Genomic DNA, 14,178 nt, shown 5'->3' with positions numbered 1-14,178 from the left:
TTTTTATAAGATGCAATGTTCAGATTTACACTCAATCTATTTGCATTAGAAACGATAAGCAACCTAATTGAACATGACATTGTCTGACAATCTTGTGTCAACAAAGCCAATTTTGTCAGTCAAAACGGACAATCATGCGCCAAAGGCTTGCACACCTTGGTAAATAAAATAGCAGCCGACTGTTGTTAATAAACATGCAAAACAACGCTTTAGCATAAATGGCGACAACATATGAGCCACTTTCGCACCCAATTTCGCAGTGATGAAGCTCATTACACTAATCCCGATAAATGCATAAATATGGATATAACCAATGGTATTGGGAACCACGATATCGGCTTGATGACCAAACCACATAAAGCCGAGTGCCCCAGCAATCGCAATCGGTAAACCACATGCAGCAGATGTTGCGACTGCTTTTTGCATAATGACGCCGTTTTTATTCAAATATGGGACGGTTAAGCTACCACCACCAATACCGAAGATCGCAGAAGCAATCCCAATACCACCCCCTGCTGCCATTTGCATGGCTTGTGAGGGTAAATGTTTATTCGGATCGACTGGTGTTGCTGCACCGCGAAACATTTTAAAGGCCACCCAGACCGCAAAAAAGCCAATTAACAGTTGCAAACCCTGCCCTGATAAATAATCTGCAATGCCTGCACCGAGAAATGAACCGATCACCAAACCCGGTGACAAATTCCGAAAGACATTCCACAGCACGGCACCTTTTTTATGATGCGCCGAAACCGAGCTAAGTGAGGTCACAATAATCGTGGCTAAAGATGTGCCCACCGCCATGTGCATAATCACACTGGGATCATATTGAAGTTGGGTAAAGACAATGAATAAAATCGGCACAATAATCAGGCCACCGCCAACACCAAATAGCCCCGCAGCAAAACCAGCGATTGCACCAATCAGTAAATATATGATTAACTCCATCAATATTATTCCACAACTCTCAGATTCAAATGGATTTAGAGACCAGACACTTACAGCAATTGCTGAGCACAGTACCTCAACCGCCTGAGGTTTTATTACTGAAGCCCATTACCACATCGACCAATGACGATGTCCGTGAGATTGCCAAAAAAGGCATTCAACATGTTTTGGTATGCAGTGAACAACAGACTCAAGGCCGTGGGCAACGCGATCATCAATGGGTCTCACCCGTTGGTAATATCTATTTAAGCACATTGCTGAATTTACAGACAGCGATAGATGGACGGCTTGCACTCGAAATTGCCTTAAATATCTTGCAAATGCCAAGTTTGCAAAATCTCGCTTTACAAGTGAAATGGCCCAATGACCTGTATAGCCCACAAGGCAAATGGGGCGGGATCTTGATTGAGCCGATTTCGCCACATCAAGCGATTGTCGGCGTTGGCATGAACTTATTTCCGATTCCATCCGCAGGAATTGAGCAACGTGCAACCTCGTTATCTGAACTCGGACTTCCCTCGCCAAACCGTTTGCAGTTAATTGCTGAACTATATGCAGCGATTCAACTTGCAGGTGAATGGTTCGATCATAACTGCTATAACCTCGCTGCACGATTCAACCATTATGCTGCATTTATGCAACAGCCCGTTGAACTTGAACACCTGCAAGGCAAAAGCCAAGGCCGCTTTCTCGGTATTGAAAATGATGGTTCGATCAACATCCAAACTTCGCAGCACTTAGAAAATCATTTCCAAGGTCGCTTACGTTTAGCAGATCAATCATAAAACAGGATTGCAAAGGCCTACTGATGAAAAAATTATGGCTCGATGTCGGTAATACCCGGCTGAAATACTGGATTACCGAACACGATCAAATCATAGAACATACTGCGGAACTGCATTTACAGTCGCCTGCCGAACTCCTACTCGGTTTAATCCAGCACTTTAAAAGTTTGGACTTAGATCAGGTCGGGATTTCCTCGGTACTCGACAAGAAAAATAATGATCGGATTCAAAAAATTCTTAAATTTTTAGCCGTTCCTGTCACCATTGCCAAAGTTCATGCCGAATATGCGGGCTTGCGCTGTGCCTACGAAGATACCAGTAAATTCGGGATCGACCGTTGGCTGCAAATGCTGGCTGTGGTCAAAGACCCTACACAAAAATACTGTGTGATTAGCTGTGGAACAGCACTCACCATTGACTTAACGGATGGATTACAACATTTAGGTGGCTATATTTTGCCAAATTTATATTTGCAACGTGATTCGCTCATCCAAAACACCAAAGGCATTAAAATTCCAGATGCCATCTTTGACGAGTTGTCTCCTGGTAAAAATACCATCGATGCTGTTCATCATGGCATATTGCTCAGTTTGGTCAGCACCATTGAAAAGGTTCTCGACAAATATCCAAGTCAGTTGATTTTAACCGGTGGCGATGCTGCGCTATTTGCACGCTATTTAGAACAATATCAGCCAGCTGTCGAAGCAGATTTACTGCTTCGAGGCCTACAAAGTTATGTAAATGGTGTGTAATTTAGCTATTTATTTGATAGCAAACTGTGAAAGCGTGATGGCCAATGGTGATCACGCTTTTTTATTGAGGGTCATTTCATATAAGCGTGGTTACAAATTGTATCGCGATTCATGACCTTTTTTCGTCCAAGGAATTACAATAGCCTGCGATGATCGACAGATACATCAGCAACTTTATAATTTAAAAATGTCTTTCAAGATAGAATATAAGACGAAGAGTATAGATATGAAATTTAAAAATTTACTGGGTTTAAGCCTGCTCACCTCTACATTATTCTTCGGCGGTTGTACCACCACACAAAATCTAGCCAACTCTAAAATCCCTGCCGAAATCAAATCTCAGCTCAGCACCTCTGAAGCAGTTTTGGGCTATTTTGGAGATGAAGATAATCCTGATTACTGCGGCTGCGTATCGTATATTGACTCAAGCTATTACATGACCCCAGTCAAAGACGGCTATTACCGTGTACTTTTAGGTCGTAATGCCACAGGTGATTTTTTAGTCCAAGATTTTTACCAAGAAACCAAAACCCCTCAATCCTCACCTGCTTGGGTTAAAGATCCGATGAAATTATTTAGTTTCAGTGGCAGTGACATCGAAGGTCCGGTAACGCTTTATCGTAAAAACGGCAAAGTAGAATCTACCTTTGTAAACCAAGATGGCGTGAGCATCCAAGGCGAAGAATTTTATCCAACAGGACAACGTGGCGCAGCGTATAAAGTCGATGAAAATGGTAATGACGCCTATCGCTTATGGTATGCCTCAGGAAAAATTGCGGCTGAATATGTGGTCGATACCGACGGTGAATATGTTGGTGGCTATAAAGCTTGGCAGGAAGATGGTCGTGAAGCCAATGACGACATTGACGACATTCGTGAACGTGTTGCTTTAGAACTCGACTGATCTTTCAACAGTTCGAACAAACAAAAAAGGCGCAGATTGCGCCTTTTTTCTCTTCAATTGCACCAATTGCATGATTGCAATCTCAGTCTTCACTAAATATCTTATCTACAAAACACGCGATCTATTAAACACGCGCACAGAACCTAGCTAAGCCGTTAAAATCGGCTTTAACACGTGCCACAGTTGTGGAATTTCAGAAAAGCCATCCTGTGCTGTGAAATGCCCCGCTTCTTTCACCTCATAAATTTGTGCATTTATAAAATTGCCCAATTGGATCACAACCGGCGGCGGCACGATAGGATCATTGGATGAAATCAAACTAATACAAATTGGCATATAGGTCTGTAAAACACCACTATCCATTTTTGCACGTTGAATAAATGCGGTTAATTCAGGTTGTGTCGGTAAACTACTTTTAAAACCTGACACAAAAACGCCCGCTTTAATCCGTGTGCCATGCTGTTCAAAATATTGATTGAGATAATGCAGCGTGGTTAAGCACCCCAAACCATGGGCAATCACAATGGTATTTTCATCCAAATCAGGCATTTGCAACGCTAGAAATTTCTGCCAATGGTCAAAATCAGGTTGTGCTGCATTTGCCATAACGATGCGTCGAGAATAATGTCCTGCTTCTTGCAGCTTTCGTCCTAACCAAGGAAACCAATGATCATTCGGCGAAGTATCATGACCATGAACAATATAGATCTTTTGGCTTTCTGGCGTATGCGGTGTATTCATGATTTGATTCTTATTTTAGGTGATTATTTTTGGTTAAACCTTCAATTTGCAGTTCGGCAAATTTTCACCTCTGTTTTAAACCTGTCACCTACACGCTCTCAATGTCAATTTGGCATCTTTTTGTAATGATTTAGCTCAGTTCGGTATCTATCGGCTCGTATAGCAAGATTCCTTCATCCAGTACTTGCTATCAAATGCACTCGATCACTGTGCTTGAGCACACAGTCTCGTCAAATTGCAGCCATAAAAAAAGGCGCAGAAAGCGCCTTTTTTTCAGTCCAAATTACTTCGGATCTTTACTGCCAAACAATGGACCCATGCCACCGCCGCCAAATTGTTTTTGCATATTGCCTAATGATTTCATCATTTTTGCCATACCCGTTGGGTTGGCAAACTTCTTCATCATTTTCGCCATTTGCGCATGTTGCTTGATGAGTTTATTCACTTCAGCAACATCCATACCACAGCCTGCTGCAATACGTTTTTTACGGCTTGGATTCATCAAGTCTGGGTTACGACGTTCTTTAATGGTCATCGATTGAATAATCGCTTCCATTTTCTTCACTTGCTTTTCAGGATTTGCTTGTGCAATTGCATCTTGAATCCCTGAGTTGCTCATGCCTGGAAGTTTATCCAGGAAGCCCATCATGCCGCCCATTTTGTTCATTTGTTCAAACTGCATCAGCATATCTTCAAAGTTGAAGCTACCGCCTTTTTGCAGTTTTTTCGCCATTTTTTCGGCTTTTTCTTTGTCGATTTTACGTTCAACTTCTTCGACCAAAGAAAGTACGTCACCCATACCCAAAATACGCTGTGCGATACGTTCAGGATGGAATGGCTCTAGGGCATCGAGTTTTTCCCCCATACCCAAGAATTTGATTGGCTTGCCAGTAATAGCACGAACAGAAAGTGCTGCACCACCACGTGCATCACCATCCGTTTTTGTCAGGATCACACCCGTCAAAGGCAAGGCATCATTAAAGGCTTTTGCCGTATTCGCCGCATCCTGACCAGTCATGGCATCAACCACGAACAATGTTTCAGTTGGCTTAATTGCTGCATGTAGCTCTTTAATTTCATCCATCATTTCGTCGTCTACATGTAAACGACCTGCTGTATCGACAATCAAGACATCAGCAAATTGAATTTTTGCTTGCTCAATCGCACGATTTGCGATGGTAATCGGTTTTTCGTCTGCGCTTGATTCAAAGAAAATCGCGCCAACTTCACCTGCAACTGTTTGTAGCTGTTTAATCGCTGCTGGACGATAAACGTCGGCAGACACCATTGCTACTTTTTTCTTTTGACGTTCTTGTAAGAAACGTGCAAGTTTTGCCGCAGTAGTAGTTTTACCCGCACCTTGTAAACCTGCAAGAAGCACAACAACTGGTGGTTTTGCCGCTAGGTCTAGGCTTTCATTCGCCTCACCCATCATTTTGGTCAATTCGTCATGAACGATTTTGACGAAAGCCTGCCCCGGTGATAACTGAGTCATCACTTCTTGACCCAATGCTTCTTCCTTAACTTTCGCGATGAATTCACGAGTTACAGGTAACGCAACATCGGCTTCAAGAAGTGCCATACGTACTTCGCGTAACGTATCTTTAATATTGTCTTCGGTTAGCTGCCCTGAGCCAGTAACATTTCTTAAACTCTGCGTGAGTCGTTCTGTTAAGGTATCAAACATTGCAAAATCCGCTTAAAATAGCCATGAGCAAAAAATTGTTTCTTAAAATAGAAAATTTATGCATAGAATGCTATAGGATACTTTAGTTCTTGCAGAATTTATATAAATGAATATTCAACATCCTGAAAAAGGTTTGACATGATCAGTCTCCCCTTGGTTTACACGATCCTAGCATTAATCGCTTATACCACGTCTTTTTGGTATTTATTCAGCCATTTAATGTCTAAACGTGCGCCGAACCATTGGTTTATTGGTGTTGTACTTGGTTTAGGCATGTTATTGCATGCAGGTGTTTTATATAACGACATGTTGACGCCTATGGGTGTGAACTATGACGTGTTCAACCTGATGTCATTTACTTCAGGTCTCATGCTATTACTCAGTGTGTTATTTAGTACCTATCGACCTGTGCTGGCAATGAACCTGTTAGGCATTCCTGTCGCAGCGACAGGGTTGATTTTAGGCTTTGCATTTAGTCGACAAAATCAATTTATAGAACAACATTCGCTGGGTTTAGACATCCATATTATTTTGTCGCTTTCCGCGTATGCCGTCCTGCTGATGGCAACTATTCAAGCGGTTATTTTGCGTTTACAAGACCGTGAACTGAAAAACAAGCAGAAAAAACGTGTATGGGTGAGCCTGCTTCCATCCTTCCAAGCCATGGAATCTTTACTATTTGATTTATTGATTGCTGGTTTTGCACTACTGACCGTGGCACTTGGGTTTGGTTTCTTCACCATCGATAACTTCTTTGCACAGCATTTGGCGCATAAAACTGCCTTTAGCATTATTTCATGGTTCGTCTATGGAGCTTTGCTCATTGGACACTATCGATTTGGTTGGCGTGGTCAAAAAGCCATTCGCTTTACCATTATTGGTTTTTGTCTCTTGGCAGTTGGCTTTATTGGTTCTAAGTTTATTTTAGAAATGGTTTTGGGCCGCTAAGTCGACGATGAAACAATTTTAAGTTTTATTAAGAAGTAAGTTTTATTACGAAGGGAGCTAAGGCTCTCTTTTTTATAGCTTGATTATTCACACAGAAATAACAGGCATAAAAAAAGCGCTATACAGCGCTTTTTTTTCATTACGTCTAAATTATAGAGCAACGATGTTTACAGCATTCGGGCCTTTTTGACCTTGAGCGATGCTGAAAGAAACCTTTTGGCCTTCTTGCAAAGTTTTGAAGCCAGAACCAGTGATTTCGCTGAAGTGAGCAAAAACGTCAGGACCGTTGTCTTGTGCAATAAAACCGAAACCTTTAGTTTCGTTGAACCATTTAACTGTACCAGTAACTGTATTAGACATAATAATACCTATTAATTTGTTGATTTAGCCATTGGATGATGACTGACTATAACTTGGAAAATAATAAAGAATTGAACTTCATTTCTGTAAAAAACGAAGGATTATGACTAACACTGCGATACTTAAAGAAAATTTACGAAACAATACTTTTTTTCTAGTTGCAGCCATCATACATGAAATCTTAAAAGATTCAAGCACAGTATATGTTGTTGATTCCATTAAAAAACAACAGTAAAAGCCATCTTCTTATTATTACTATCCATCTGTATTTACTCATTTTATTGTTTAAGTTTTATGTCAGTCAAGACTTTACGACTTTGGTCCTAATTTCACCAAATAATTACATAAAATCTTGTGATTTCGTATTCCGCATCACCAGAAGCACAAAACCTAGACATCCCTTTCAAAACCACGTATAACTCCGTTTTTCAATTTTTGGCTGTGTGACCGTGAAACTTGTTCTTGCGCCGATGGAAGGCTTAACCGACCCAATTATGCGAGATGTGTTGACGCATGTTGGGAGTTTTGACTGGTGTGTAACCGAGTTTATCCGTGTCACGGACTCTGTCCTGCCCGACCATATTTATCATAGTTATTGTCCCGAACTGAACAATGACGGCAAAACTGCAGCAGGAACACCGGTTCATGTGCAGTTCTTAGGTAACAATCCGACCATGCTCGCGGCAAATGCTGTACGCGCAGTAGAACTTGGTGCACCTGCGATTGATATGAACTTTGGTTGCCCTGCAAAAACCGTCAATCGCCACCGTGGTGGTTCAGTTCTGCTAGATGAACCAGAAGTGGTGTATGAGTTAGTCAAAGCTGTGCGTGATGCTGTTCCGAGTCATATTCCTGTATCGGCAAAAATGCGTTTGGGTTATATGGACCGTAACTTCACCATGGAAAATGCGCATGCCATCGAAGATGCGGGTGCCGCATGGGTTACAGTCCATGCGCGAACCAAAGCCGATGGTTATACCCCGCCTGCCTTTTGGGATCAGTTGCAACCCATTCGTGAAGCATTGAAAATTAACGTGATTGCCAACGGTGAAATTTGGAACAATGCCGATGCCAAACAATGCCAACTCGAATCTGGTTGTGAAGACCTGATGATTGGTCGTGCTGCGGTGACCACCCCTGACATTACACAGTGTATTCGTCGTAATACCGATGAGCCGCTGATTACATGGCATGAACTGCTTGGCTTACAAATTCGTTTCTTAAACGGTTCGTATAAAAAAGAAATGAATATGGTCGGTCGTTATAAACAATGGCTCGGCATGATGTCGAAACATTACCCAGAAGCCAAAGTCCTTTGGGATGAAGTAAAACGTGTCAAACCACTCGATGAAATCGTGGAAAAACTCAAAGCCGGTATGTAAGTTTTAAAACACATCGCCAAATGTGAAAACGAAAAAGTGTAAAAACACATATCTCAGCGTAGCCGCAGAGCCTTTGATCACACCTACAGTGTTCAAAGGCTTTGTTGTTTAGCAAACTCTAAAATTGCGTCGATCTCATCTGCCAAAAACTCTTTCGGATGTTCCGAAGTCGGGTTCATCACCAAGCTTGCGCCTTTGGTAATGGCAAACAATTTTTCAGCACTGATCATGACAAATTCTGCATCTGCGCCAACATCCTGTTGAAGCATCGCAAGACTCAGAAAGAATGGAATGGCTTGCTCGCCCTGCTCCGTTTCCATCAATTGAAAATGTAAATGCTGCTCAGCATCACGCTCACCCAAACAATACACTTGGTTGGCTAAAAGTTGCTGATAAAAGTCTTGGTATTGCTCAGGATGATCTAAAGTCGATTCATAAAGATGTTGAAGCGTGTCGTTCATTGTTATTGTCCGTCTATTTTTATCAGTCAGATACTGTTCACAATCCACAGCATACAGGAAGTTTATGAATTATGCCGTTGATTTAAATCTTCAACGTGCTGTCGATTTGTTTTCCACGATTTTTCTAAAATTTCTTTTTCTAAACGCAACTGTATTCGTTTAAGTTTCATTTCAGAGATCACGGGTTGCCGAAAAGTTTGAACATAGTCCACCCAAGCTGTACCCCGAAAAACATTCGACGGCATCTCTGTTTTAAACACCACTTCAGGCATAAAAACAATCACAGAATGCATATTGTCTTTATCCAGTATATCGCTCAACACCTGTTCTAACACTTTCATATGTTTATAATTTTGGTGAATCGGATTTTGAAATTTAAAACTTTTTTTATAAATCTTTTGCGTCCATTGTTTTTGTCTCTCGCTCCCAAAAATCCAGCCCTTATAGTTTTTAGTTTCAATCACAAACACACCAAATGGGCTTAACAGAAGATGATCAATTTGAGTTGTAGCTCCTTCGCCATCTGGTAAGGTCAAATCATTTAACAATATATAATGGTCTTTCAAATAAAGTTTGACATGAACGGCGACAGCAAACTCCCCCATTTTCCCCTTTAAATAAGGTTTAAATGCTTTGATTGCCCCCACAATCAGTAACAATGGAATTAGCCACCACAACGTCGAAATGAGGGGTGCAAAGATTTGAGAAATATTCATTGTTTTGATTCATTATTTTAAATAAGTATATTTTATATTTTATTGTAATTTCTCAATTTTTAACAATATTTCTTTATTTTCTAAACCACCCGCAAAACCCACTAATTTTCCATTTGCGCCCACGACACGATGACAGGGTGCAATAATTGAAATTGGATTTTTACCATTGGCTGCACCGACAGCACGTACGGCTTTGACATTGCCGATCTGCTCTGCAATTTGTTTATAACTGCGAGTTTCTCCAAAAGGAATTGTCAGTAAAGCTTGCCAAACTTGTTGCTGAAATTCGGTACCTTCAAAGTCTAGCGGCAAGTCAAATTGCTGTCTTTTACCTGCAAAATATTCATTTAATTGCTGTGCAGTTTTGAGCAAAATCGGGTGTTGCCGATCTTCAACCAAAGCTGCCAATCGCACACGATTAGGGTTTTCATTTTCCCAAAGGACAGCCACCAATGCGGTTTCATGTGCAACAAGTTTTAATTGTCCAACGGGCGAATCTAAAAACTGATAAGAAAGTTGCATGACATACTCCAAGCTCAAAATCGCAGCACTTCATTATTCAGGAGGACGATAATTTCATCAAGACCAGTCCTGAAATAATCAGGACCGCAGCTAGCATGCGCATGGCATTGGCAGGCTCACCCAATACAACGATGCCGAGGATAAATGAACCCACTGCACCAATCCCTGTCCACACCGTATAGGCTGTACCCAGTGGTAAGGATTTCATTGCATAAGACAATAAAGCGAAACTTGCGATCATGAAAACAATGGTCAAAATACTTGGCGTCAGTTTGCTAAAGCCTTCAGAGACTTTCATACAATAGGCCCAAACCACCTCAAGTAATCCCGCTACAATTAATAAAACCCAAGCCATATTTTTACCCAAAAAAAAGCACAGGGATCAATGACCGCTGTGCTTTAGAACATATTAACTTGAAGATAATTTCATCAAGATTAGACCCGAAATGATCAGTACTGCGGCTAACATCCGCATGGCAGTTGCAGGCTCACCGAGTATAAAAATACCCACGAGGAATGAGCCAATCGCGCCGATTCCTGTCCAAATGGTATAAGCTGTTCCCAGAGGCAACGTTTTCATGGCATAGGCCAATAAACCAAAGCTCAGGATCATAAAAAATAAAGTAACTAAACTTGGGTCAAGTTTTGTAAAGCCTTCTGAGAGCTTCATCGAATAGGCCCAAACGATTTCAAAAATACCAGCGAATACTAGAACAACCCAGGCCATGATGCCTTCCTCCATATTAGTAGAGTCAGGTCGTCCTGACGATTTTTCTTACTGGCTTTGAACAAAGATGTAAGGGAGGTCGTTCCTCCGAATATTGTCTCAGTATAGCAAATATGCTGACTTTTAGTGCAGTCTTTACATTTTTTGACCAAATTCAGGGCGTTATTCAGTTGAGTAAAACTCTAGTGCAGATGATTTGCGCCAAAACATAGCATGTCTGTTCAAAGGACAGATTCAGAAATAAAAAAGGCATCACCAAAACCTGTTGATGATGCCCTCTTTATTTGGTCTATTAGCCGATTAGAACTTCAGACGTACACCTGCGCCATACCACCATTGTTTTTCACTTCCAGTTTCAGCTTGCCATGCCGTATGCTGATTTCCTTTTTCATAGCTGTAAGCAACATCGATAAATGGCATCAACTTTTTATTAATTTCATAGCGTGTTTCTAGCCCTAGCCATACAGCACTGAGTCCTGTTTTTTGTGCATAGGCAGAATCATCACTCAGCACCACATCTAGGTTCAGATACGGTTTTAAAATCAATTTTTGCGTCAGCAGCAGATCACGTTCGGTTTCTAAAGAAAAACTGACCTGTTTTTCTGCACCAAGATATAAATAAGCATCGGTTTCAAAGAAATAAGGTGCCAGACCATGCAGACCCACCGCAGCATCTAACTGTTCCTTGTCCGTCACTTGATGTTCATCGACCCGATAACGCGCACCAATTTGCGCATCCCAAAAGTCTGAGATCATACGGCTATACATCACTTGAGCCGCATAATCTGCGTCTTGAGATTCGGCTTTATCGGCATGTAGTTTGATGAAGAGCTTATTTTCATCGGTCCCGATTCGACTCTCAATTTCGGTCTTTAAACGTCCTCGGCCATCGGCATTATTGAGCCATCGACTGTCAATCTCAGTCGCTTGATAAATCTGTCCACCATGTTCACGCTTATGATCAACAGGATGCTGCGCAGAAGCAGCACGTGACGCAATAGTTGATGCTTTTGCATGTTCTGCATGTTCTGCATGTTCTGCATGTTCTGCATGTTCTGCATGTTCTGCATGTTCTGCATGTTCTGCAGTATGCTCCATCTGGCTCGATTTAATCGCTGTTTGCATCTCTTGATGCGACGAATCATGTGAGGAATGCGACTCATGTTGAGCTGACATCGGCATGCTGTGATGTGCATCTTGCGCCATGGTCATTTGAGTGACCGATGCCAAAGCTAAACTCAGTACCGTATACGTGCATGGTTTAATGATGCGCATGAGACACCTCCTTTTGCGGCACAGATGCCGTTTTAGTATTCTCCGCGACATTTGCAACCACGAGTTTATTCATCATTCCTGCAGACATGTGATACAGCAAGTGACAATGAATCGCCCATTCCCCTAATTCATTGGCCGTTAACAGAGCCGTGACTGTTTTCCCCGGCGGCACAATCACCGTATGTTTATTTGGCATTTCAGAAGACACTTGCCCATTTTCCAATTGCATGAACATGCCATGTAAATGCATCGGATGCGCCATCATGCTGTCATTGACAAATTTCAGTCGAATTCGCTCACCATATTTCACCTGCATTGGTTCGGCTTCACTGAATTTTTTGCCGTTCATGGTCCACATATAGCGTTCCATTGTTCCACCCAAATGAATGACCAAATCTTGCGTCGCTTCACGTGTATCTGGCTGCGGCGTTAACGCTTTTAAGTCACTATATTGCAGCGCCTTGTCACCGACAGGTGTTGAAGCATTGGCCCAGCCCATAACCGTTGCTGAATTTTCAACTGCATGCATGTTCTCTTTAGATTGTGAATGATCCATCGCTGTATGCGTATCATGCTTCGTTGATGAATCCATTAAAGAGTGGTTCATAGATGAATGATCCATCACGCTATGATGCATATTGGCATGCGCTGAATCAGACATGTTCTGTTTATGCATGTCTGGATGCTGCATAGCAGTATGTGCAGGCATTGGGGAATGCTCCATATCATGTCCCATTGCAGCATGATCATGTGCTTGATTCAGCTGAATATTTGACGGATTGACAGTATGTGCGCTGTGCTCATGAGCATTTACTTGCTGGCTTGCTGAAGTTTGGGTTGAACCTGTAGCCGTATGCTCCATATTGCTATGATCCATACCTGCCATTAAACCATGCCCCATATCTTCCATGGTCAGCAAAGCGCGTGGTCGTGCTTTTGGCATGTGAATGCCTGTGTGCTGAGGCTGAGTTTCATCATGTAATGTACCGATCGCAAATCCTGTCCGATCGATCGACTCAGCCTCTATCTGATAGTGCGCAGATTTAGGCTCTACGATCACATCATAGGTTTCTGCAGCACCAATGCGGAATTCATCCACAGCGACAGGCTTGACCGCTTGACCGTCTGCACTGACCACCGTCATTTTGAGCTGAGGAATACGCACATCAAAAAACGACATGGCCGCAGCATTTACAAAACGAAGTCTGACTTTTTCATTGGGCTTAAACACCCCTGTCCAGTTCTGCTGTGGTGTTTTGCCGTTTACTAAAAACGTATAACCCGTGACATCAGACAAATCCGTTTTCAGCATACGCATCTGATTCCACATCGAACGCTCTTTCCAAGTGTTTTTTAAACCTGTTCGTTGAATTTGCGTCCATACATCTGAAACCGTTTCACGCTGATTTTGATAGTATTCGGCAGACTTTTTCAGATTTGCCATAATCTGAGCGCTAGATGATTCATGAAAATCCGACAGCATGACCACATAATCACGTTGCGTCTGTTCATGTGCGGCAAGTGCTTGTTTGCCTTTCGGATAAATCACTAAAGCGCCATACAATCCGTCTTGTTCTTGACCTTTGGAATGCGCGTGATACCAATAGGTTCCGCTTTGACGGACTTTAAATTTGTAAGTAAAGCTACCGTCAGGCTGAATTTCATTGAAACCATTAAAGCCGGGTACACCATCCATTAAACCGGGCAGCAATAGACCATGCCAATGCACCGAGGTATTTTGTTTTTTGAGCTGATTATGTACATGAATGACCGCATCATCGCCTTCTTCAAACTCCAGTAAAGGCGCTGGAAACTGACCATTGACACTGATTTTTTTGACCGCTTTACCTGTCAAATTGATGGTCTTTTCACCAATATTCAGATGATATTCTTTAATGGCTGCAAACGCCCACGTTGGTGACAGCAGACACACCCCGAGCACGAGGCCTGATTTAGATAAATTAGACATGACT

At 42.0% G+C, this 14,178-nt stretch carries 16 protein-coding genes; 5 read left to right on the top strand and 11 right to left on the bottom strand.

Going from position 1 to position 14,178, the window contains the following annotated elements:
• Positions 1-132 precede the first annotated feature (132 nt).
• The gene (locus tag FTU05_RS08865) at positions 133-945 is read right to left on the bottom strand and encodes a sulfite exporter TauE/SafE family protein (protein ID WP_180165024.1); all 813 of its coding nucleotides are present in this window, start codon (positions 943-945) and stop codon (positions 133-135) included.
• Between the two features lie 29 nt (positions 946-974).
• Between FTU05_RS08865 and FTU05_RS08860 the strand changes: the two genes are divergently transcribed.
• From FTU05_RS08860 to FTU05_RS08850, 3 genes are all read left to right on the top strand, one after another.
• The gene (locus tag FTU05_RS08860; protein ID WP_180165022.1) at positions 975-1,730 is read left to right on the top strand and encodes a biotin--[acetyl-CoA-carboxylase] ligase; all 756 of its coding nucleotides are present in this window, start codon (positions 975-977) and stop codon (positions 1,728-1,730) included.
• A gap of 23 nt (positions 1,731-1,753) precedes the next feature.
• A complete protein-coding gene (locus tag FTU05_RS08855) occupies positions 1,754-2,482 on the top strand; it encodes a type III pantothenate kinase (protein ID WP_180165020.1) in 729 nt (242 codons plus the stop codon).
• A gap of 226 nt (positions 2,483-2,708) precedes the next feature.
• Positions 2,709-3,386, top strand: coding sequence for a hypothetical protein (locus FTU05_RS08850; protein ID WP_180165018.1), 678 nt, complete (start codon positions 2,709-2,711; stop codon positions 3,384-3,386).
• A gap of 147 nt (positions 3,387-3,533) precedes the next feature.
• On the opposite strand, the gene FTU05_RS08845 is transcribed toward FTU05_RS08850, so the two are convergent.
• On the bottom strand, positions 3,534-4,127 hold the full coding sequence (locus FTU05_RS08845) for an alpha/beta hydrolase (RefSeq protein ID WP_180165016.1): 594 nt from the start codon (positions 4,125-4,127) through the stop codon (positions 3,534-3,536).
• A gap of 283 nt (positions 4,128-4,410) precedes the next feature.
• Positions 4,411-5,814 (bottom strand): signal recognition particle protein, encoded by a 1,404-nt coding sequence (ffh, locus tag FTU05_RS08840; protein WP_078191163.1) that lies wholly within the window; start codon positions 5,812-5,814, stop codon positions 4,411-4,413.
• Between the two features lie 138 nt (positions 5,815-5,952).
• Between ffh and FTU05_RS08835 the strand changes: the two genes are divergently transcribed.
• Positions 5,953-6,762: an inner membrane protein YpjD gene (locus FTU05_RS08835; RefSeq protein WP_078191164.1), complete on the top strand. Its 810-nt coding sequence runs from the start codon at positions 5,953-5,955 to the stop codon at positions 6,760-6,762.
• A gap of 150 nt (positions 6,763-6,912) precedes the next feature.
• On the opposite strand, the gene FTU05_RS08830 is transcribed toward FTU05_RS08835, so the two are convergent.
• Complete coding sequence (locus tag FTU05_RS08830) at positions 6,913-7,122, bottom strand: cold-shock protein (RefSeq protein WP_067761877.1); 210 nt, start codon at positions 7,120-7,122, stop codon at positions 6,913-6,915.
• A gap of 449 nt (positions 7,123-7,571) precedes the next feature.
• On the opposite strand from FTU05_RS08830, the gene FTU05_RS08825 reads away from it, so the two are divergent.
• Positions 7,572-8,504 carry a tRNA-dihydrouridine synthase gene (locus FTU05_RS08825; RefSeq protein WP_180066342.1) on the top strand — a complete coding sequence of 311 codons (933 nt, stop codon included), beginning with the start codon at positions 7,572-7,574 and terminating at the stop codon, positions 8,502-8,504.
• Positions 8,505-8,596: 92 nt separating this feature from the next.
• On the opposite strand, the gene FTU05_RS08820 is transcribed toward FTU05_RS08825, so the two are convergent.
• The 7 genes from FTU05_RS08820 to FTU05_RS08790 form a co-directional block, all read right to left on the bottom strand.
• Positions 8,597-8,965: an SseB family protein gene (locus FTU05_RS08820; protein ID WP_180005011.1), complete on the bottom strand. Its 369-nt coding sequence runs from the start codon at positions 8,963-8,965 to the stop codon at positions 8,597-8,599.
• Between the two features lie 62 nt (positions 8,966-9,027).
• The gene (locus FTU05_RS08815) at positions 9,028-9,681 is read right to left on the bottom strand and encodes a nuclease-related domain-containing protein (protein WP_180165014.1); all 654 of its coding nucleotides are present in this window, start codon (positions 9,679-9,681) and stop codon (positions 9,028-9,030) included.
• A gap of 39 nt (positions 9,682-9,720) precedes the next feature.
• Positions 9,721-10,203 carry a methylated-DNA--[protein]-cysteine S-methyltransferase gene (locus FTU05_RS08810; protein WP_180005010.1) on the bottom strand — a complete coding sequence of 161 codons (483 nt, stop codon included), beginning with the start codon at positions 10,201-10,203 and terminating at the stop codon, positions 9,721-9,723.
• 37 nt (positions 10,204-10,240) lie between these two features.
• The gene (sugE, locus tag FTU05_RS08805) at positions 10,241-10,558 is read right to left on the bottom strand and encodes a quaternary ammonium compound efflux SMR transporter SugE (protein WP_078191206.1); all 318 of its coding nucleotides are present in this window, start codon (positions 10,556-10,558) and stop codon (positions 10,241-10,243) included.
• Positions 10,559-10,612: 54 nt separating this feature from the next.
• Positions 10,613-10,930 (bottom strand): multidrug efflux SMR transporter, encoded by a 318-nt coding sequence (locus FTU05_RS08800; protein ID WP_180165011.1) that lies wholly within the window; start codon positions 10,928-10,930, stop codon positions 10,613-10,615.
• A 300-nt stretch (positions 10,931-11,230) separates the two neighbouring features.
• A complete protein-coding gene (locus FTU05_RS08795; RefSeq protein WP_180165009.1) occupies positions 11,231-12,205 on the bottom strand; it encodes a copper resistance protein B in 975 nt (324 codons plus the stop codon).
• On the bottom strand, positions 12,192-14,174 hold the full coding sequence (locus FTU05_RS08790; RefSeq protein WP_180165008.1) for a multicopper oxidase domain-containing protein: 1,983 nt from the start codon (positions 14,172-14,174) through the stop codon (positions 12,192-12,194). The genes FTU05_RS08795 and FTU05_RS08790 overlap by 14 nt, the downstream gene beginning before the upstream one ends.
• Positions 14,175-14,178: the final 4 nt, after the last annotated feature.

Source organism: Acinetobacter sp. YH12049, from assembly GCF_013419875.1.
Lineage (GTDB): Bacteria > Pseudomonadota > Gammaproteobacteria > Pseudomonadales > Moraxellaceae > Acinetobacter > Acinetobacter amyesii.
This window is presented reverse-complemented; position numbering and strand designations above follow the sequence as displayed.